The organism is Pseudomonas sp. MDV22-iso1, assembly GCF_058145095.1.
Genome location: NZ_JBYVMF010000014.1, coordinates 1 through 20,492 on the forward strand (window position 1 = coordinate 1; position 20,492 = coordinate 20,492).

The following is a 20,492-nucleotide window of genomic DNA, read 5'->3' on the forward strand; positions in this document are numbered from 1 at the left end:
AGCGTCCTCTGACGCCAGGTGAAATCGCCATGGCAGGTACTGTCTTCAGGGATGCCATTGATTACACCAAAGTCAACGTGCATCACGGCGGGTGGTGGTTATTCTTTGGATTTCAGAATACCGCCGTGACGCCTAATGGTGAGATGTACTTTCCGGAGAGCACCAAGTATTACAGAGAGGATTTTTCAGTAACTGGTAGAGGTCGGGATAAAGCGTTGTTTATGCACGAGATGACGCACGTCTGGCAGTACCAACTGGGTTATCCCGTGAAGCGACGGGGTCTGACTGTTACAAGTCAGGGGGCGGCTGCGTATATATACAATTTGGTGTCTGAAAGCGTGTTCTCGGATTTTAATATGGAACAGCAGGGTGAAATAGTATCTGATTATTATATGATTTGTGTCGAGGGCGATCCAGGCGCCGTATGGAATTACGACAACAGGAACAAGAATCCCGTAATGCTCGCTTCAGTATTGGAAGGGTTGTTGCTCACTCCTGCTGATAAAAGTCATCTCCCAGATGATAAAAACTTATGAATATCGTTTCCGTTTTTACAGTTGTTGTATTGATCACGGCTGTTACTGCGGCCAATGGCACTCCTTGGGGCGCAGCTGAAGACGCAGTTATTCGACTTCAAGAAGGTAAACTTGCTCTATGCCTGCCGGGAAAACCGACGCAAGGAACTAGCATCAGCTCAATACTTATCTCTCAAAATAACGCAAAGACTGGGGGGCGAGTGACTGTCTGGGACATTGAGTTAGAAAAAGGCAGTGTTCCTCTGTATTTGGAATCAGGCGGCTGTATTTCGTATGGTACTAAATTGTCAGGATATAAAGAGTTGGTCGCTCCGAGGCCATTGAGTGCTGGGGATACGTACTATTCTCGTGTGAATGTATATGTTGAGAACCCAGTCAGAACCAGTACTTTGTTTTACGATGCAGTTTTCTGCGTGCAAGAAAAATCTCCGGGTTTGTTTGATTATCTTCAATATCAATACATGTCAGATGGGTCGACGATAGTGCCTTCTTGTGGAGTGGGTTTGTGATGGGCGAGGTACGACCGAGTCTTAACTTGTAGGGCGTTTCGCTCCTGGGTGGAAGTTTTTCAAACTCGTAAACGGATCTTGATCCCGGCCCGAACCGGATCACTGATGTACAAATTTCAATAATTAATTTACGCAAGTCAGTAGGGAAGATTATGGACGACACTCTGCACTACACGGACACCCTCAACCCCCGAAAGGACGTTACCTGCGTCGTACAGAAACGGGAATGGATCGAGTTCCAGTTGCTGGACGAACAGGGCGAGCCGCTGGCGAATTTGCCTTACCGAGCGATCAATGAAGCGACCCTCACGGGCCACTCGCCTGAATACACCGGTCAAAGTGATGCTCAAGGGCTCATCCGCATTGACGAACTGTACCCACTGGCGATCACTCTTTGGCTGGGCGCCGATGCTCTGGCGGAGCAACTGCAAACCCGCCGCCTGCGTGCCGAACGCCCCGAACCGGCGAGGCCGATCATCGGCGATCGCACCCCACTCTATAGCCCGCAGCGTTCGGGTTTCTCCCCCATTGAGAAAGAGGCTCAGGCAGTCGGGCATATTTACCATTACCTGCGCATCGGTCAGTTGTGCGATCAACAGCCGACGTTCGACCCGCCCCTGGCCGACCGAAATCAGCTGCCGGCCTACCATTTCCCTGACGCAAAGTTTGGCGGTTTTACCGTCGGCGATGACCAGCTCGAGCGTCGTCATGTGCTGGAGGTCTGTCCGTTTCGCGCGTGGTCGCTGGTGTTGCATCATCAGCCGGAGTACAGCCTGGCGAACGCCTACAACCTGGGGCTGATGAGTATTTTGGCGTACAGCAAGCTTCCTGAGAAAGAGCGGGGATCTGTTAAGGAATTTTTTGAACAGCAGTGTCTGGACCTGTCGCGTACACCACGGGTTTGGGATGACAGTGCGAATTGGCCCTGCCTCGTCAACGATGTGCCCTTCAATGATCGATATGTGAGTGTAGAGCCGCTGGACACTACCAACGCTCAGCCTCCGGAGGGTGATACTCAATTGTTTTACGCCATCAATGCCGCCCAGGTATTGGTGGCCTGGCGTGGCACCGAAATGGGTTTTCCTCACGCGCCTGATCTGGCCACGGATTTGACTTTTCGTCCGGTAAAACCGGAAGTGGCTGCGAATTGTGAACCCAAGGTGGCCTGCGCTGACCTGACCGCAAAGGGCAGTGTGCACTTGGGATTTCGAGATGCGTATGAAGTGGCCAGGAGAATTTATGCGGGGGACCTAGGCAAGACGATCCTTGAAGAGACTCAATTTAAACAACTATTCATTTGCGGCCATAGTCTAGGCGGTGCCCTCGGCTTGATTCATGCGGCATCTCTGAAAGAACTAAATCCACTGCTCTACACCTACGGCATGCCTCGCACCTTTACCCTCAATGCCGTGCGATCTCTCGGTGAATTGCGGCATTTTCGCCATGTTAACGATACCGACCTGATCCCAAGCGTTCCCCCTGAGGCAGCTCTGGATAACTATCTGTATGACCTGTATGGGCCCTTGGGCACCAGCCTTGGGTTTACTTGGTCGATACTTCAGATGACGGCCAGCGCGCTGGTCAAGCATGGCGACCCCTACGGCCATCACGGCGAAATTGTTATGTTCTTCAGGGCCGAGCAGCACCGGGAAGAACGCGGTTCGCATTACCCTGCCTATCGCAGCAAGGACGGGCTCGGCGCGCCTTACCACACCACTATCGCCAGACGTCTGCCAGAAATATCCAAGCTCTTTCTGGTGCCCGGTCTGAGCCCGGACGATAACCAGCAGGCCGAGCAATCACAAGAGCGCCTCATCAGCTCTTTGAACGCCGAAAACCGGGCCCGGTTTTTCCCGGCTTACAGCAACCCCAAGGCAGGTCGATTGCTGGGAATCCGCCATCACTTCATGGGGAAATACCAACCCTACCTGTACAGCCAATTACTGGAATCGATTAATCCCGAGCGCTCACCCTTGCTGAAACAGCAAGAGGAAAGGCAACGGTTCGAGCAGCAGATGAATAACTATTACGGGCACATTCCCGATGATGAGTTCGCCCGCAATCGCGTGTTCCTCGACCTGCAGAACCTGATGGTCCAAGCCTTGCTCGTCACGCAGCTTGCGGAAGGCGGCGCCGAAGCTTTAAACCGTTTCGACGCTGTCGCCGAGCCTGACGCCTATTACACCAAAACCTATGGTTGAGCTTGTGAACAACGCCAAGGATAAGACCATGATCAAGACGACGCCCGTTGCATTCGTCACTCTGTTTGTCAGCCTGAGCGGCTGCGCGAAGGATTACAGCCTGGCACCGCCCCCGGACAGCGAACAGATCACCGTGACGGTAAAGGTGCCAAAGGAACTCACAGCGGAAACCATGCAGGTGATGTACCGATCAACCCTTTGCACGTTCACCGATTACACCGCCAGTGGCAGGCCTTATCAGCGCGACGGACACCAGAGTGTCGATATACAACCAGTGCGTCAGGGCCAGAGCGATCTGTACGAAGCGAAGCTGGCGGTGGATGGAGGCGGGGTGTGTCGCTGGCGATTAAGTAATGTGACCTTTGGCGTAATCTATGAAAATCCCACGCACTTTGGCGAGAACGTGACATACGGCGCTGGTGGTGGAGTCGTAGTCGTATTCGATCACAATAATTCGCCACGCGGTCAGACCGGAATAGAGCTTGATGGAGATCCAATAATCAAGAAGGACTATTACCCTTGGCTGGGTGAGACATTTATCGGAGCATATAAAAGAGACATTAGCTTGTTGAGCGAAAGTAGAAGCTACTACTTTAGTTACCAAGCCATACGCGCTCGAAAAGTGCACTTCGAGCCCATACTGCACCGAAGTTTTCTTGTCAGATCGGCAGGGCCCAAGGTTAAGAAAAAGGGTAATTATGCGACGTTTATTTACCCTGATGGAAGCGTCGAGACCGTCGCCCGGGCTACACCCGACTTCCGCAAACTGCAGGCCATCCGTTTCGCTGCGGAGGGCAAACAATGAGGCCAACTCTACCTGCCGCATTTATCACTCTGTTTTTCATCCTGAGCGGCTGCGCGAAGGATTACAGCCTGGCACCGCCCCCGGACAGCGAACAGATCACCGTGACGGTAAAGGTGCCAAAGGAACTCACAGCGGAAACCATGCAGGTGATGTACCGATCAACCCTTTGCACGTTCACCGATTACACCGCCAGTGGCAGGCCTTATCAGCGCGACGGACACCAGAGTGTCGATATACAACCAGTGCGTCAGGGCCAGAGCGATCTGTACGAAGCGAAGCTGGCGGTGGATGGAGGCGGGGTGTGTCGCTGGCGATTAAGTAATGTGACCTTTGGCGTGATCTATGACGATCCCACACGCTTTGGCGAGAACGTGACATACGGCGCTGGCGGCGGCGTGGTGGTGATCTTCGATCACAACAATTCGCCAAGAGGGGGGGCTGATATTGAAATTGATGGAGATTTAACAATCAAGGAAGACTACTACCCATGGATAAGTGAGGTCTTCCTAGGCGGTTATAGAAAGCGGATTAGCTTGGTCGGCGAAGGCGATATCTATCTTATGTATCAGGCATTACAAGCACGACGTGTGCATTTCGAACCTATCTTACACTCCAGTTTTCTGGTTCGTTCGGAAGGAACGAAGGTACATAAAATCGGTAGTTTTATTAAGTTCACCTACCCCGATGGCAGCAGTGCGGCTGATGGTCGCTCAGTCCCCAATTTTCGCAAACTGCAATCCATTCGCATTGCTTCGGAGAGCAATAAATGAGGCCTGTTTTTCCTTCTGGGTGCGCTCTTAGTCCGAACGACAAACGGCTAGCCGAGCAATCACGAGAGCGCCTCATCAGCTCCTTGAACGCGGAAAACCGGGCCCGGTTTTTCCCTGCCTACAGCAACCCTAAAGCAGGTCGATTGCTGGGAATTCGCCATCACTTCACGGACAAATACCAGCCATCTAGTTTTACAAGGGCTCGGCTTTCACAAGGTAAGTGCATCAAGACTTCCCTGGTGATGGATTTCAATACCCCAATTACAAGCCGGGATGCGTTGGGTAAGCGGCCGATAATGTTCCGGCGACAGCTGTTAGAAACCGCGAAGAATGAACGATGACCGAGTAAGAAAATACAGATGTAAAAACCATTTTCAAAAACAAAAGAGAAATAAACATCATGTCTCAGGGATTTGTTTCGCTCGGCGATAGCACCACCCACGACGGAGTCGTGATATCGGCCTCATCTACGACGTATGCGCATGGTAAACCGGTGGCACTTGTGGGCGATGAAGTCCGTTGCCCGATACCTGGCCATGGGGTCAATGCCATTGTGGAGGGTTGCGAAGACTGGTCCGAAAATGGTCGTGCGTTAGTGGTCGATGGTTGTCGCAGTGAATGTGGCTGCCGGATGATTTCGAGCGCTACCGATTTCGTGGTGGGCTGAGCCATGGGGTGGGATCGTCAGTTACCCCCTATGGTGGAAGCTCCAGTACCACCCATGGTGGGCCGTTGGGTATTGGCGGGAGCTGTAGCAGTGTTTGCCAGCGTGCTGCTGTTCTTGCTTTATGCCTCCGAGCAGGTGCCGCAATTGCAAGCACTGAATATTTGGGCACTTTCTGTCTCGCCGATACTTGTCTGGGTATTGGCCTTCGGTGCACGTGCATACAGTCATGGTGGAGCTGTGAATCATCACCGTTTTTTTGAGGATGAGGTTCAATCGATCCAGCAGGCCTGGGCGGAGTGGGCGCATCGTTATCTGGCTGTACATGCCAGCTGTGTGCTGCTTCCGGACGATATTTGCGCCAGCGTGCTCACTCGCCCCCCGGTCCATTCACCCATTCGTACAGGAGAGGCGCGGCGCGTTGCGGCGTTGCCCGCGCAGAAGGAGGATCGTGCGCAGGCAGGGCTTCAGTTGTTGCTCGCTGCTCTTAAACCTGTATTGCAGACCATGTCCGCTGAGCAGGAATTGCGTGTCACCTTATTGAGTGATGTCGACCCAAGGAGTTACGAATCGTTGCGCGATGTTTGGCGGCGGAACTGGGCCAGCTTCGCACATCAGGTACAGCCAGGGGTGGTGACCCTTGCGGAGGAATTATCGTATGACTGGCTGGACGAAAAGATCAAGACGGCCAGCCCAGCCTTTGAGTTGATCATCGTTGTACAGGTACATGGCGAGGCAATGTATTCCGATGGGCTGGCGGCAATGCTGTTGTGCCCGGACCGATTGGCGCCTGCCTGGAAATTGCCAGTGATGGCGTGTCTTTTTCGTCCAATGCCGTTGAACATCGACTCGCTGAAGAGTGAGTTGCCGCTGTTTCTGAAAGCCCAATCAAGTGCTTGTCGGGCGACTGGTCTGCTGGCTGATCGTGCCGACTGGCTCGCACTGGTTGGCAAAATCATTACGGGCAGCGGTGCTTGCGGTGTTTCGCTGAAGGCGGAGCAGCAATGGATTCAGGAGTCTCTGTGCGGCTTGGCGGGGCCGCTTGGTCATTGGCTGATGTTGGCACTCGGGGTAGAAGTGGTTCGTCATAGGCATCAGCCTCTGATGGTACTGGCAAAGGAAAATTCAACGCATTGGATCGGCACTGTCGGTACGGGAGAGTTGGTATGAACACAGGGAGTAATGCTTGGCGCCGTGCGGGTATTTCGGTGTGGATCATTGCACTGATAGCGGCATTGGTGTGGATGATATGGAGGTATGGTGAACGAGTAGGACTGTTGGAGAACCACCACAAGTTAACGGTGCTTTTACTCATTACCGGCATCGCATGTCTGGTGTATCTGGCGCCGCGTATATTGATGCATCTCAAATGGCAAAACCATCGCGAGCAGGGACTGGCAGATAAGGTCTATCCTCAGCCCGATGCACCTTCGTCGTTGCCAAAAAAATCTACTTTTACGTACTTCGAACTGCGCAAATACCTACGCAAAAACCACGGCCCCCTCTGGCGCCAAAAAACCCGCATCCTCCTCATCGTCGGCGAACCCGAGCAGATCACCGCCATTGCCCCCGGCCTCACCCAAACCCACTGGCTCGAAGGCCAAAACGCCGTCCTGCTGTGGGGCGGTAGCGTGAAGGATCCACTCGACAATGGGGTCCTAAAACAATGCCAAAGCCTCACTCGCTGGCGGTCACTCGACGGCGTCATCTGGGCCTTGAACACCAGCCAAACCACCGACGCCATCGCCATGGGCAACGGCATACGCCATCTGCAACACCTGGCTCGTGACGTGCGCTGGCAGCTCCCGCTGCACCTCTGGCAAGTGTGCGAAACCCCATGGCTACAGACCGCCCGCCAGACCCAACCCGTCGGTTGCCTGTTGCCAGGACGCGTCACTTCGATCGAGCTGGAAACCCGCCTCGATGCATTGGTCGATCCCCTGCGCCGTGCAGGCCTGGGGCAGATGCACAGTCAGATGAACCATGACTTCCTGCTGCGCCTGTCCCGCGATCTGCAGGTTGAGGGCATCCCGCGCTGGCGTCAGGCGCTTGCGCCTATGTTGGGTGCGTTCGCCCGTGGTGTGCCGTTGCGCGGGCTGTGGTTCAGCTTGCCGATGCCCCAGGCTGAAAACCCCGGCAAGCACTATTGGCCCGTCGATCCGGCCTGGCAGGGCGTGCTGGGTGATACATCGACCCACCCTCGTCGCCAGGGCTGGCCTGCCTCGCGAATCGGTTATGCGCTGGTGCTTGGTCTGGCGTTGATGTGGGGCGCGGGGCTGCTGTTGTCCTTCATCAGCAATCGCGCGCAGATTGCTCAGGTACACAGCTCGCTCGCTGCGTTGCAGCAGTCAGAACAAGGCGACGCGCAACTGCGCGCACTCAATGAGCTGATGCGCGAGCTGGCTCGTCTGGATTACCGCGCCGAGCACGGTACGCCCTGGTATCAGCGCTTTGGCCTGAACCCTAATCAAGACCTGCTCAAGGCCTTATGGCCGGCGTATGTCGAGGCCAATAATCGCTTGCTGCGCGACCCGGCCGCAGCCAATTTGCAGCGCCAGCTCAACGCGCTGATCAAGCTGCCGCCGGACAGTCCCGAGCGCGCCGATCGTGCCCGTGATGCCTACGATCAACTCAAGGCCTACCTGATGATGGCGCGTCCGGAAAAAGCCGAAGCGGTCTTCCTCGCGAAAACCCTCAACGACGCCGAACCCCTGCGTTCCGGAGTTTCCCCAGGCCTGTGGCGAGGCCTGTCCCCGACCCTGTGGCAGTTTTACGCAGAGCAGTTGCCCGCGCATCCAGCCTGGCGCATCGAAGCCGATCCGACGTTGGTGGCGCAGGCCCGGCGGGTGTTGCTCGGACAGCTGGGCCAACGCAACGCCGGGACTCACCTGTACCAGAAGGTTCTTGAATCAACCGCCAATCACTACCCGGACATGACTCTGCCGCAGATGGTCGGTGACACGGACGCCCAAGCGCTGTTCACCAGCCGGGCCAGTGTTCCGGGGGTGTTTACCCGTCAGGCCTGGGAAGGGCAGGTGCGTCAGGCCATCGACGCCATTGCCGAGGCGCGTCGTGAGGAAATCGATTGGGTGCTCAGCGACAACCACCGCGACCTCGCCAGCGAACTGACCCCCGACGTGCTCAAGGCGCGCCTGACCGAACGTTACTTTCAGGATTACGCCAGCGCCTGGCTGGATTTTCTCAACAGCCTGCGGTGGCAGCCGGCCGACAGCCTGGGCGATGTGATCGATCAACTGGCGCTGATGAGCGATGTCCGCCAATCGCCGCTGATTGCCCTGATGAATACCTTGGCTGTTCAGGGCCAGGCGGGCATCCGGGGGCCGGCGCTGGCCGAGTCGTTGATCAAGTCCGCGCAGCAATGGGTCGCCCAGGACAAGGTGCCGCAGATCGAGCAGTCAATGCCTGGCGCAACCAGCCCGCTGGACGCCACCTTCGGGCCGCTGCTGGCGCTGCTCGGCAAAGAGGTCGACGGCAGCAGCGAGCAGTTGAGCCTGCAGGCGTTTCTCAATCGGGTGACGCGGGTGCGTTTGAAGCTGCAGCAAGTGAGCACCGCAACCGATCCGCAGGCCATGACCCAGGCCCTGGCGCAAACGGTGTTTCAGGGTCAAAACGTTGACCTCACCGACACCCAGTCCTATGGCAGCCTGGTCGCCGCCAGCCTCGGTGCGCAGTGGGACGGGGTCGGTCAGACGCTGTTCGTACAGCCATTGGAGCAGGCGTGGCAACGGGTCTTGCAACCCTCGGCGGCGAGCCTCAACAGCCAGTGGCAGCGTGCGATCGTCCGTGACTGGCACAGCGCCTTCGCCGGTCGTTATCCCTTTGCAGTCACCACCAGCGATGTCTCCTTGCCAATGCTGGGCCAGATGATCCGCGCCGATTCGGGGCGCATCGAACAGTTTTTGCAGCAACAACTGGGCGGTGTTTTGCGCAAGGAAGGCAGTCGATGGGTGGCCGATTCCCGGCACAGTCAGGGGCTGCGTTTCAACCCGCAGTTCCTGGACGCGATCAATCAGCTCAGCCACCTTGCCGACGTCCTCTACACCGACGGCGGCATGGGCCTGAGCTTCGAACTGCGGGGCAAACCCGTTCGCGACGTGGTGCAAACCACCTTCATGTTGAACGGCGAAACACATCAGTACTTCAATCAGAAGGAAAGCTGGCAGCGTTTCAGTTGGCCGGGCTTCAGCGACCATCCCGGCACGAGCCTGACCTGGATCAGCGTGCACGCCAACGAGCGCCTGTTCGCCGATTACGAGGGCAGTTGGGGGTTGATCCGTCTGCTGGAACAAGCCCAGGTCACGCCCCTGAACGACAGCGATAGCCACTACCGTGTGCGCCTTAAAGCCCCCGATGGATTGGACCTGACCTGGCACCTGCGCACCGAACTGGGCGCCGGACCGTTGGCGTTGCTCAAGCTACGGGACTTCACCTTGCCGCAGCAGATATTTCTCAGCGAGGGCAGTGCCACAGAGCCTTCGGCGAAAAACGGGAGGGCCGGATGAGTTTGCGCACATTGATAGCCCGATGCCTGGGTGAACGCGATGCCCTGTCACTTGCTCAAGAACAGTCGAATCGCTGGGCATCCTGGCTGGAACCCATCAGTGACAGCTCGGCTGTCGGGGAGGATCCGGGGTACGACGATGACTTCCAGCTGGTGCGTGAAGAGGTCAACAAGCTGTCTGGCGCCGACATTGATCAAGTGGTGCTGCTGGCGCGCAAGCTTCTGACTCGGCGTTGCAAGGACCTGCGCGTGGCCACTTACTATTTGTGGGCACGCTTGCAGAAGGACGGTGAGACCGGTTTAAGCGATGGTCTGAGTTTGTTGGCTGCCCTGATAGAGCGCTACACCAGCGACGTACTGCCTGCGCGACCGAACAGTCGCAAGATGGCTCTGGAATGGCTGACCAGCGGCAAGGTGCTGGACAGCCTTTCGCTGTACCCGGAAGTCGTGAAGGACGAGGCAGAACGCACGGTGGCCGCACTCGCCTGGCTGGAGCGCGGTCTGCTGGCCTGGCCGGAGGATCAACGTCCGGAACTCGGTGCACTGTACGGTGCGTTGTCCGCCCGACTGGCGCAGTCGGGCGGCGTGGATGCGCTGGTTCCGCAAAACACGGCCAGCCATGAGTCGAACGCGCAAGCGACTGCGACGAGCGCTACGGCCATCAAATCCGGAAGGGATCTGCTGGACAGTGGTAGGGCCTTGTCCGGTTACCTTCGCGAGCAGCCACAAGGTTGGCTGGCGGCCCATCGTTTGATGAAGAGCCTGCGCTGGGACACCGTGCATCAGGTGCCGCCCCAGGACGCTACCGGGATGACGCGCCTGACGGCGCCCCGTGGCGAATACCGGGCACAACTCAAGCGACTGTACCTGCAACAGAGCTGGAATGAATTGCTTGATCAGGTCGAACGAATCTACGCCGAAAGCGTGAACCATTTCTGGCTGGACCTGCAGTGGTACCTGTGCCAGGCGCTGAGCAAACAGCCGGCGCCGCAGGACAGTTGGGCCGATATTGCCAAGCGGGATCTGGGCATGTTCCTGGAGCGCCTGCCGGGTCTGGAGGAGTTGAGCTGGAGTGACGGTACGCCTTTCGCCGACCAGACCACCCGGGAATGGATCGTGCAGCACGTTAGCGGCAATCGTCCCCAGCAGTGGTTGCCTGCACCGGCAGTTGCTCCCGCGAGTGCGGATGCAGATGTGCTGTCGCTGGAGGGTGAGGCATTGGCTCAGGCAGACAGCGACGGGGTGGAACACGCGCTGGCCTGGCTGGCCGCGCGCCCTGGCATGCAGACCGGACGGCAGCGGTGGTTATTGCGCCTGTTGATGGCTCGGGTGGCCGAGCAGTGTGGCAAGAGCGATCTGGCCATCCATCTGCTGGGCGAACTGGAGGTCACGGCTGATCGCCAGGCGCTGGCCGACTGGGAGCCCGAGCTCAATTTCGAAGTCAAGGCGCGCCTGCTCAAGCTGTTGCGCCTCAAAGCGCAGCGCAATCATGCCGACAAAACCACACTGGGCCGGCGCACGGAGTCGCTGCTCGCGGCGCTGGTGGCGATTGATCCGGTACGCGCTGCAGTGCTCTGCGGTTAACTCTCTTTCATCAGGATGATTTCTTTGAGCATGGACAATCTGACACTGCGTTACTTCGATGCCGAAATGCGCTACCTGCGTGAGGCCGGTCAGGAGTTCGCTGAAGCGTTCCCGGACCGGGCCGCGCAGTTGAATCTGGACAGGTCAGGCGCACGCGACCCTTATGTGGAACGTCTGTTCGAGGGCTTCGCTTTCTTGATGGGACGGTTGCGCGAAAAACTCGACGATGACCTGCCCGAGTTGACTGAAGGTCTGGTCAGCCTGCTTTGGCCGCATTACCTGCGCACCATTCCGTCGCTGTCCATCGTTGAGCTGGCCCCGGAACTCGCACAAATGAAACGCAGCGAACGGATCGCGACAGGCTTTGAAGTGCTGTCGCAACCCATCGGGCCCCGGCGTACCCGATGCCGCTACACCACCACCCAGGACCTGATACTGCAACCACTCGCGCTTGCGTCCGTGCGGCAGGCTTACGAGCCCGATGGCCGTTCGTTGTTGCGCCTGCGTTTTACCTGCGGCGCGTTGACCGACTGGAGTGAGATCGACCTGAGTCGCCTGCCGCTGTACCTGAACGCCGATGCCCCGTTGGCGAGTGCGCTGCATCAGGCGTTGACCCTCAACACCCAGGCGTTGTTCGTGCGCTGGCCGGGGCAGCTGGATCGTCAGCCACTCAAAGGTCATTTTTCGCCCAAGGGGTTTGCCGATGAGGATCGCTTGTGGCCAAAGGGGGAGAGCGCTTTCAGTGGTTACCAACTGCTGCTGGAGTATTTCACCTTCCGCGAGAAGTTCATGTTCGTGACCCTCTGTGGGCTGGAACATCTGACGATTGTTCCGGGAACCGCCTGGTTTGAACTGGACGTGGTGCTGGGCGAGCCGTGGCCTCATACCTTCAATCTCAGCGCAGAACATCTGCGGCTGAATACTGTGCCGGTGATCAATCTGTTCGCGCTGGAAGCCGACCCGATGGCCCTGGCACCCCTGCAAACCGACTACCTGCTCAGACCCATGCGACTGCAGGACGGTCATACCGAAATCTATTCAGTGGATCGAGTGACCTCATCCAGGGATGCCGAGCGGCAGGACTATGTGCCCTTCAGCAGTTTTCGCCACAAAGGCGGAATGTTGCGTGACGACGCACCGGAGCGGTACTTCCATACGCGGCTGAAGCGGGGAGCCAACGGCCTGCATGACACCTGGCTGATTCTGGGAGGCGAGGGTTTTGACAAGGATCGACTGGACGGCAAGGAAAGCCTGTCGCTGCGCCTCACCGGCACCCACGGCCAGCTTCCGCGCAAGGCCTTGCAAAGCACATTGCTGGACACGCTGGTGCAGTCCTCGCAGATCGGTTTGCGGGTGCGCAATCTGTGCGCGCCTACTTTGCCGTGCTACCCGCCCAATCACGACCGTTTTCATTGGCGAGTACTCAGCCACCTGGGGTCGAATTTCCTGCCGATGCTCGACAACGCCGAAGTGCTGCGAGGCACGCTGGCGCTGTACGACTGGACGGACAGTGAGCTCAATCGCCGCCGCCTGGCAGCCATCGTCGAGGTCAAGCACCACGTGGTGCAGCGCTTTGAAAAAGGCTTTTTGCTGCGTGGGGTGGACATAGAAGTCACGCTCGATGCCCATGGCTTTTCCGGCGAGGGCGACATCAGCCTGTTTGGCGAAATGCTCAATCGCTTCTTTGGTTTGTACGCCGACATTCATCTGTACAACCAACTCACTCTCATCCTTCAACCTTCCGGAAAATCCCTGCGATGGAACGAGAATCACAGTCAGCGTATTCCCGGCTAAACGCCAGCGGATTACTCGAGGCGCTGGAGGGGCGGGTGGCTGAGGCCAATGTGTATCGCTTCTGTCAGTTGCTGGAACAGGCATTACCCGATCACCCGCCACTGGGCAGTACCACTCACCCGGCGGACGACCCGGTGCGTTTCCGACCCGACCCGGGGATGGGTTTTCCCGCCGGTGAACTCAAGGGTATCGAAACCGACGTGAACCATCCCCAGCGTCCGGCCACGGTACGCACGCGCCTGCTTGGGCTATACGGTGTGGACTCGCCGTTACCGACGACGTTCCTGGACGACATCGCCCAGCGTCGCGAAGGTCATGAGGCACTGGAGGCGTTCCTCGATATTTTCAACCATCGGATCTTCACCCAGTTCTATCGGATCTGGCGCAAGTACTCGTACCCGGCCGCCTTCGAAAAAGGGGGCGCCGATGCGACATCGCAATGCCTTCTGGGCTTGATCGGCCTTGGTATTCCCGGCACCGCCAAGCAGATCGCAACGCCTGTATCGCGTTTTCTGGCGCTGCTGAGTGTGATGCGCCTGCCCACCCGTAACGCCGAAGGCATTATTGCGCTGGTGACGCTGTTGGCACCCGCCACTCAAGCGAAGGTGACGGCCCATTGGCCGCAGAGGATTTCGCTGGCTCAGCCAGCCAGTCTTTCCACGCTCCGTCCGGTGAGTCTGTCCCAAGGCACGCCGCTGGGCAGTGTCGGGCACGACGCCAACAGCCAGCTGCTGCTGTCGTTGTTCACCCACGATCCGGACGAGGCGTCTGGATGGTTGCCAGGTGGGCAGTTGCACGCCGATCTGCTGGTCCTGCTGCGTGTCTATCTGGGCTGGCGCTGCACCGCCAAGTTGCGCCTGTCGCTGCCAGTCAGCAGCCTGCCGCATCCGAGGTTGGGGCGAGCATCGGTACAGCTCGGAATGACCGCGGTATTGGGACTGGGCTGCGCAACCCGAACCGGCGCCGAGCACGACACCGTCACGATCAATCTGGGCCGATACCAAGGTCTTCGAGATAATCCACACAACAGGGAAACACACCATGTCGCGTACCGTTTTTAACCTCGTGGTACTGGCTGTTATTGGCACATGGCTCGGTGCTTGTGGTGTGACCCAAACCGTCTCGGATGCCAGCACGTCCACCGCCAGAGCGATTTTCTACAAGCAGGTCACGACCTTGCACCTCGATTTCAGCGGGCGAGCCGCGATCAATACTGACGCGACGGACATGAACGCGCTGTCGGTACCGACCTTGGTGCGCGTGTATCAGTTGCGTGACGGGAAGGCCGTGGAAAAGGCCTCCTATGACAATTTGCTGAGTCATGACGACCGGGTGCTCAGCGCGGATCTGCTGGACAAACGGGCCGTGGTCGTCAAGCCGGGGGAGGGAGCGCAGCTCAGTGTGCCCCTGGACAAAGACACGCGTTTCGTCTCGGTGGTCGCTTTGTTTCGCCACCCCGATAACCAGATGAATACGTGGCGCGTGACCCTGGCCCGAGAGGAGCTGGACCCCGATCTCGCGCGGGTCATCGAATTGGGTGACAACCGATTGACCTTGCGACCGCTGGCCAGGGAGTAGCCGATGACCCCGCTCAATCCTTCACTCTACGAAACCTTGCTGCAGAACTTCGATGGGGAGCTGGACCTGCATCAAGTCGCCGAAGAGGATCAATACACGCTGTCGGTGCTGGACAATCTGCAACGCATCCTCAATAGCCGGGCAGGTGCGCTGGACCACCTGCCGGATTACGGACTCCCGGATATGGGCCACATTCTTCAGGGGTTACCCGCTGCGGCACATGGGCTGATGAAGACCCTGGCGGACACCCTCATCCGTTATGAACCTCGCCTGGTTTCAGTGGACATTGAACTGCTGCCGCAGCTTCAGCCGGGTCATCTGGAATACGCGCTGGACGTGCAGCTCAAGGGCGGTCAGCGGGTAACCTTCGGCACCACGCTGGGCGCCGAGGGCAAGGTTCTGGTGCGCCACTTGAAGCGCCAGAGCTGGGTCCCACAATCGTGAACCTGTAACGGAAGGGAAGCTGTATGACGGTGTTGTTTGAAATGCGTATTCGGGTCGGCGGTGATCCACGCGGCTCCGCCGAGTTTGGGGCACTGCGCGATGAGTTGGCCAAGTTGAACCATCCGGCGTGTCCGGACGTGGACTGGGCGAGGGTCGAGCAGCTGTGCCTGACGCTGTTCCAGCAGAACGGCGGCGACCTGCAAACAGCCGCGTCCTTCGCGCTCGCGCGCAGTCATCGCTATGGTCTTGAAGGCATGGCCCAGGGGGCGTCGCTGATAGAAGCGCTGGCCTGCGAATGGTCGACCCTATGGCCGCCGGTGCCGTCCGTGCGCCTGGATATCCTGGCCTGGCTCATCGCGCAACTGCAGTGGTTGTTGCGCAGCCTGGAGATCGATGGGCGAAGCCTGCCTGCGCTCCTCCAACTGGGCACTGAGCTGCAGCGGTTGCACCAGCGCCTGGATCATCAGGTGCACGCCCCTTTGGTTGCGTTACAGGCGCTGCGCCAACAGATCGAAGCCCTGATATTACGGATGCAGGGACACCCCGTATCGGGCGTCATGACGCCGTTGCCGACGAGAGGGTCGAGTCCGGCATTGTTGATGCCCGTTGTCGTTGTGCCAGCGACCCCGATGCCCGAGATGAAATCTTCGAAGCGTCGCCTCGTGATTTGTCTGTGTGCCGGGGCGGCCTCGATCCTCTTGGCAAGTGGACTGTGGTGGCAGACCTCGGGCGCGAACAAGGAGGGCTCGCCCGGTCTCATCAGCCTGTTTAAGCCGGAGCAAACCGTTCCCACGCCGGTGCGTCTGAACAGCCTCTCGCTGTTCAAGGCGGGCAGCGCCGAGTTCAACCCTGACTCGACCAAGGTATTGATCAGCGCCCTGGTCGACATCAAGGCCCAGCCCGGCTGGCTGATCGTGATCACCGGGCATTCCGATGCCAAGGGCAGCGCTGAAAACAATCTGCAGTTGTCCCATGCGCGTGCATCTGCCGTACGGGGCTGGATGCAAACCATGAGCGACATCCCCGATAGCTGCTTTGCGGTGCAAGGGCTCGCGGCGAGCCAACCGATCGCCAGCAATGACACCGAGCCGGGCCGTGCGGCCAATCGGCGTGTCGATATCAGCCTGGTGCCGCAAGTGGGGGCGTGCGGGCAGGCGGTGGAGCCCGGTTTTAACGCGATGTCGAGTGGATAACTGCGCGAAGCTGATTATGCTTAGGAAACCTTGCAGCGATGCGAGGCCGTCAGCCTGTTCGCTTGCTTTACGCAGTCCGTAATCCGATGACATCAGCCCCAGGGCCTGGGTGCGGCGAGGGTAGTGAGGTACTCCGGCCTACAACAAGAGATAGACGGAGAACACTCATGGCCGCAATCGACAACACCACCACGGGCAGTGCGCCCAAGCACAGCATCACCAAGGAGGAGCGCAAGGTTATCTTTGCCTCTTCCCTTGGCACGGTGTTCGAGTGGTACGATTTTTACCTGTATGGCTCACTGGCCGCGATCATCGCGAAGCACTTTTTTGCCGGGGTCAACGAGACAACGGCTTTCATCTTCGCGCTGCTGGCGTTCGCGGCGGGGTTCGCCGTCAGGCCCTTCGGTGCGATCGTGTTCGGTCGGCTGGGGGACATGATCGGGCGCAAACACACCTTTCTGATCACGATTGTGATCATGGGTATCTCCACGGCCATCGTCGGGTTCCTGCCGGGATACGCGACCATCGGGGTCGCGGCGCCAATCATCCTGATCACCTTGCGGCTGCTGCAAGGCCTGGCGTTGGGCGGGGAATACGGCGGTGCGGCGACATATGTGGCCGAACATGCACCGAAAGGTAAACGAGGCTATTTCACTTCCTGGATTCAAACCACCGCGACACTTGGCCTGTTTCTGTCGCTGCTGGTGATCCTCGCCTGCCGGACCGTACTCGGCAACGAAGCGTTCGAGGCCTGGGGCTGGCGGATTCCGTTCCTGCTGTCGATCCTGCTGTTGATCGTCTCGGTGTACATCCGCCTGCAACTCAGCGAGTCGCCGGTGTTCCTGAAAATGAAGGCCGAAGGCAAAGCCTCCAAGGCACCGCTGACCGAGTCCTTCGCACGCTGGGACAACCTCAAGATCGTGATCATGGCATTGCTCGGCGGCACGGCGGGGCAGGCAGTGGTCTGGTACACCGGGCAGTTCTATGCGCTGTTCTTCCTGCTGCAGACGCTGAAAATCGATGCGCAGACCGCTAACCTGTTGATCGCGGGTTCGCTGTTGATTGGCACGCCGTTCTTCGTGATCTTCGGCAGCCTGTCCGATCGCATCGGCCGCAAGGGGATCATCATGGCTGGCTGTATTCTGGCGGCGTTGACCTACTTTCCGATCTTCCATGCGTTGACCCAATACGGTAACCCCGACGTGTTCGTCGCGCAGGAAAGAAACCCCGTCACGGTGATCGCCGACCCCGACCAATGCTCATTCCAGTTCGACCCGGTGGGCGAGGCCAAATTCACCAGCTCCTGCGACCTCGCCAAGACCTTGCTGGCGAAACGAGCCATCCCGTACAAAAACGAGAAGGCTGAGCCAGGAACGGTCGCGCAAGTGCGCATCGGCGACAAGGTGATCCCCAGCTTCGATGGCGCCAGCATGCCGGCTGCGGACTTCAAGACCCGCAACGATGCGTTCACGGCCACGTTAGGCGCGGCACTCAAGGAAGCCGGTTATCCAGAGAAAGCCGATCCGGCGAAAACCAACTACCCGATGGTGCTGCTGCTCCTGACCATCCTGGTGATCTACGTGACAATGGTGTACGGCCCGATCGCCGCCTGGCTGGTGGAGCTGTTCCCGACGCGCATCCGCTATACCTCGATGTCGCTGCCGTATCACATCGGCAACGGCTGGTTCGGCGGCTTCCTGCCCACGGTGGCGTTCGCCATGGTCGCGGCGACGGGGGATATCTACTACGGGTTGTGGTACCCGATTGTCATCGCCGTGATGACGGCCATTCTGGGCACGTTCTTCCTGCCGGAAACCAAGGATCGGGACATCCTTAACGACTGACGGCCGGGCCCTCTCTCGCGAGGGAGAGGGCCTCTGCTGCGTCGATCGGTACCCCGTTATGAACGAATACGGTCCACCCTACTCAAAACAGTGCCCACCCCGGCATGACTGGACTTCAGTCAGACAACACCCCAATAGACGCCGCGTTCATCGGCGAAGCCAGCCTGGATGGCGGCGCGTCTCGACTCTCTCTTACAAGGAAGCAAGAACCTCATGCAGCAATCCTCATCTGCGTCTACACCGGCCACCGGTGCGTTAATAGCGTCCTTCCGCCATGGCAAGGGTTTCCCGATTTTCATCCTGGTCGTCGGTCTTGTCATGCTGGGCATGGCGTGTTTCGTGCTGTACCTGAGCACGATTCTGCCTGCAGGCAGTTCCGGACCTGTGAGTGTGACCTCCAGCCGCGGCACCCACCTGGATTTTTCCAGCCCGCAAATGATGATGTATTTCGCCAGCGCATTCCTGGCGGTGATCGCCGCGGGCCTTTTTGGCCTGTTTGTCTGGCAAAAGCGCTTACGTCAGGGCAGCTATGAAATCTACGAACAGGGCATCGCGCACATCATCGGTGCGAAGAAGGACTACGTTCCTTTTGTTCAGATCGAAGACCTTTATCTCTTCAGCTCCGGGCAGGCGGCGATCAGCGGCCTGATCACCAACCTGGCGTACCGGCGCAATGCAAACGAGCCGTTTCACCGGGTCATTCATTCCCTCAAGGGTTTTCTAGACTTCCAGCAGCGGGTGCGTGAGCTGCATGTGCGCGAACGCCTCCCTGCCGTCATGCAGACCCTGGAAGGCGGCGGGGTGGTGACTTTCAAGTACGTACCGAGCAGTGCGGTATGGGGCAAGCGCATGAAAGGCAATTTCCTTGATGTGGAAACGCAGCCAATCTTGATGACGCGCGAGTTCCTGGAGGTGCAGGGTCGCAAGGTGCCAATGTCGAGTTTGCGCACCGTGGATTTGAGTGTGTGGAGTGAGTTGGTGGTGATCAAGGACGAGGCCGGGAATGAAGTGCTGTCGACAGTCTGCACCGGGATTCTGAGCCACGACCTGTTCCTCGCCACCCTGGACGCGATTCTGGATGACGCGGCGTCCAGCCGCGCCGAGCCTGTCCCGGTGTTGCAGGATTGACAATCCAGCGCGCCAAACAACACTATCGAACCATGAACGACACACTCAGCATGAACATGATGTGCACTTCCATGACTGCCTCTGACGGACCATGAGTTCACGCGTGCTTGTTACCTGACGTAGTAACCCAAAGGCCCCGCCAGAAATGGACGGGGCTTTTTAATGCGCCGTCCGCCACTGGCTGATGGAGATCGAAATGTTGGACATCAAACGAGCCCGGTACGACGACTGCGGGACAGCCTTCGACATTCGCCTCAAAGCGATACGGCATCAATGCATCGGCGCGTATACCCCGGAACAAATGCAGGCCTGGACAGCCGGGAAGGCCGAGGACGGCTATTGCGACCTGATGGAAAAGCACTTCTATCTGGGGTGCATCGAGGGCGAGCCGGTAGCAACGGGAATGCTTGACCTGAAGCACAAGGAAATCGGCGCGATCTTTGTGCTTCCGGGGTTCATGCAGCAGGGCATTGGCAAGCGGATGCTTGATTTCCTGGAGTCCCTGGCTCGGGAGTTAGGGCTGGATGACGTCATCCTGGACGCTACGTTGAACGCGGCTGACTTCTACCGGCGATGCGGCTACGTGGGAGAGCAGGTAGCGATTTACCAGTCACCGTCGGGGCTGCAACTGGCGTGCGTGCCGATGGTGAAGAGACTTTTCGATCTCCCCTCGACCCGAGCGGTTAACCCGACTTTGTAGAATCTGGCGAAGCCCGTGGTGAGGGGATTTATCCCCGTTCGGCTGCGCAGCAGTCGTAGAGATTTCAGGGCCGCTCCGCGACCCAACGGGACGGTGCGACGTTTCGCTAAATCCCCTCACCATGGGCTTCGCCAGCTGCTACAGGGTCCTGGCTGATACACGGACACCCAACCATTCGTTTAATCGATAACCACCATCAAGAAATGCATCTTCAGTATTT

At 58.3% G+C, this 20,492-nt stretch carries 16 protein-coding genes and 1 pseudogene; all 17 read left to right on the forward strand.

All coding sequences use genetic code 11. The features are described 5' to 3' along the window. Window positions 1-536 (forward strand): annotated as a pseudogene (locus tag AC3ZVB_RS16630) (type VI secretion system Vgr family protein); the annotation flags it as partial. Continuing rightward, a complete protein-coding gene (locus AC3ZVB_RS16635) occupies window positions 533-1,045 on the forward strand; it encodes a hypothetical protein (RefSeq protein WP_490147169.1) in 513 nt (170 codons plus the stop codon). The pseudogene AC3ZVB_RS16630 and the gene AC3ZVB_RS16635, both read left to right, overlap by 4 nt. Window positions 1,046-1,197: 152 nt before the next feature. Then, the gene (locus AC3ZVB_RS16640; RefSeq protein WP_490147170.1) at window positions 1,198-3,246 is read left to right on the forward strand and encodes a lipase family protein; all 2,049 of its coding nucleotides are present in this window, start codon (window positions 1,198-1,200) and stop codon (window positions 3,244-3,246) included. Window positions 3,247-3,274: 28 nt separating this feature from the next. After that, a complete protein-coding gene (locus AC3ZVB_RS16645) occupies window positions 3,275-4,051 on the forward strand; it encodes a hypothetical protein (RefSeq protein WP_490147171.1) in 777 nt (258 codons plus the stop codon). After that, window positions 4,048-4,821 (forward strand): hypothetical protein, encoded by a 774-nt coding sequence (locus AC3ZVB_RS16650; RefSeq protein WP_490147172.1) that lies wholly within the window; start codon window positions 4,048-4,050, stop codon window positions 4,819-4,821. Before AC3ZVB_RS16645 ends, AC3ZVB_RS16650 begins: the two co-directional genes overlap by 4 nt. Window positions 4,822-5,221: 400 nt before the next feature. After that, window positions 5,222-5,488: a PAAR domain-containing protein gene (locus AC3ZVB_RS16655; protein WP_490147173.1), complete on the forward strand. Its 267-nt coding sequence runs from the start codon at window positions 5,222-5,224 to the stop codon at window positions 5,486-5,488. A gap of 90 nt (window positions 5,489-5,578) precedes the next feature. Then, window positions 5,579-6,655: a hypothetical protein gene (locus tag AC3ZVB_RS16660; protein WP_490147174.1), complete on the forward strand. Its 1,077-nt coding sequence runs from the start codon at window positions 5,579-5,581 to the stop codon at window positions 6,653-6,655. A gap of 188 nt (window positions 6,656-6,843) precedes the next feature. Continuing rightward, entirely contained in the window at window positions 6,844-10,008 is a 3,165-nt protein-coding gene (locus tag AC3ZVB_RS16665; protein WP_490147261.1) for an ImcF-related family protein, read from the forward strand. After that, complete coding sequence (tssA, locus tag AC3ZVB_RS16670; protein WP_490147175.1) at window positions 10,005-11,591, forward strand: type VI secretion system protein TssA; 1,587 nt, start codon at window positions 10,005-10,007, stop codon at window positions 11,589-11,591. Before AC3ZVB_RS16665 ends, tssA begins: the two co-directional genes overlap by 4 nt. 24 nt (window positions 11,592-11,615) lie before the next feature. Next, the gene (tssF, locus tag AC3ZVB_RS16675; protein ID WP_490147176.1) at window positions 11,616-13,385 is read left to right on the forward strand and encodes a type VI secretion system baseplate subunit TssF; all 1,770 of its coding nucleotides are present in this window, start codon (window positions 11,616-11,618) and stop codon (window positions 13,383-13,385) included. Further along, on the forward strand, window positions 13,349-14,446 hold the full coding sequence (tssG, locus tag AC3ZVB_RS16680) for a type VI secretion system baseplate subunit TssG (RefSeq protein WP_490147177.1): 1,098 nt from the start codon (window positions 13,349-13,351) through the stop codon (window positions 14,444-14,446). Before tssF ends, tssG begins: the two co-directional genes overlap by 37 nt. Further along, complete coding sequence (gene tssJ, locus AC3ZVB_RS16685; RefSeq protein WP_490147178.1) at window positions 14,427-14,963, forward strand: type VI secretion system lipoprotein TssJ; 537 nt, start codon at window positions 14,427-14,429, stop codon at window positions 14,961-14,963. The genes tssG and tssJ overlap by 20 nt, the downstream gene beginning before the upstream one ends. Window positions 14,964-14,966: 3 nt before the next feature. Beyond that, entirely contained in the window at window positions 14,967-15,407 is a 441-nt protein-coding gene (tssE, locus tag AC3ZVB_RS16690; protein ID WP_490147179.1) for a type VI secretion system baseplate subunit TssE, read from the forward strand. A 23-nt stretch (window positions 15,408-15,430) separates the two neighbouring features. Further along, window positions 15,431-16,600 (forward strand): OmpA family protein, encoded by a 1,170-nt coding sequence (locus AC3ZVB_RS16695; protein WP_490147180.1) that lies wholly within the window; start codon window positions 15,431-15,433, stop codon window positions 16,598-16,600. 167 nt (window positions 16,601-16,767) lie between these two features. Further along, complete coding sequence (locus tag AC3ZVB_RS16700; RefSeq protein ID WP_490147181.1) at window positions 16,768-18,444, forward strand: MFS transporter; 1,677 nt, start codon at window positions 16,768-16,770, stop codon at window positions 18,442-18,444. A 213-nt stretch (window positions 18,445-18,657) separates the two neighbouring features. Further along, window positions 18,658-19,572 (forward strand): hypothetical protein, encoded by a 915-nt coding sequence (locus AC3ZVB_RS16705; RefSeq protein ID WP_490147182.1) that lies wholly within the window; start codon window positions 18,658-18,660, stop codon window positions 19,570-19,572. Between the two features lie 196 nt (window positions 19,573-19,768). Beyond that, window positions 19,769-20,272 carry a GNAT family N-acetyltransferase gene (locus AC3ZVB_RS16710; RefSeq protein ID WP_490147183.1) on the forward strand — a complete coding sequence of 168 codons (504 nt, stop codon included), beginning with the start codon at window positions 19,769-19,771 and terminating at the stop codon, window positions 20,270-20,272. Window positions 20,273-20,492 lie beyond the last annotated feature (220 nt).

Excerpts from the sequence above, each read along its gene's own strand:
- AC3ZVB_RS16655 (WP_490147173.1), top strand. The coding sequence starts at position 5,222 with ATGTCTCAGGGATTTGTTTCGCTCGGCGATAGCACCACCCACGACGGA.
- AC3ZVB_RS16695 (WP_490147180.1), top strand. The coding sequence starts at position 15,431 with ATGACGGTGTTGTTTGAAATGCGTATTCGGGTCGGCGGTGATCCACGC.
- AC3ZVB_RS16665 (WP_490147261.1), top strand. The coding sequence starts at position 6,844 with ATGCATCTCAAATGGCAAAACCATCGCGAGCAGGGACTGGCAGATAAG.
- AC3ZVB_RS16700 (WP_490147181.1), top strand. The coding sequence starts at position 16,768 with ATGGCCGCAATCGACAACACCACCACGGGCAGTGCGCCCAAGCACAGC.
- AC3ZVB_RS16650 (WP_490147172.1), top strand. The coding sequence starts at position 4,048 with ATGAGGCCAACTCTACCTGCCGCATTTATCACTCTGTTTTTCATCCTG.
- AC3ZVB_RS16705 (WP_490147182.1), top strand. The coding sequence starts at position 18,658 with ATGCAGCAATCCTCATCTGCGTCTACACCGGCCACCGGTGCGTTAATA.
- tssA (WP_490147175.1), top strand. The coding sequence starts at position 10,005 with ATGAGTTTGCGCACATTGATAGCCCGATGCCTGGGTGAACGCGATGCC.
- AC3ZVB_RS16640 (WP_490147170.1), top strand. The coding sequence starts at position 1,198 with ATGGACGACACTCTGCACTACACGGACACCCTCAACCCCCGAAAGGAC.
- AC3ZVB_RS16635 (WP_490147169.1), top strand. The coding sequence starts at position 533 with ATGAATATCGTTTCCGTTTTTACAGTTGTTGTATTGATCACGGCTGTT.
- tssE (WP_490147179.1), top strand. The coding sequence starts at position 14,967 with ATGACCCCGCTCAATCCTTCACTCTACGAAACCTTGCTGCAGAACTTC.
- AC3ZVB_RS16710 (WP_490147183.1), top strand. The coding sequence starts at position 19,769 with ATGTTGGACATCAAACGAGCCCGGTACGACGACTGCGGGACAGCCTTC.
- AC3ZVB_RS16645 (WP_490147171.1), top strand. The coding sequence starts at position 3,275 with ATGATCAAGACGACGCCCGTTGCATTCGTCACTCTGTTTGTCAGCCTG.
- tssG (WP_490147177.1), top strand. The coding sequence starts at position 13,349 with ATGGAACGAGAATCACAGTCAGCGTATTCCCGGCTAAACGCCAGCGGA.
- tssJ (WP_490147178.1), top strand. The coding sequence starts at position 14,427 with ATGTCGCGTACCGTTTTTAACCTCGTGGTACTGGCTGTTATTGGCACA.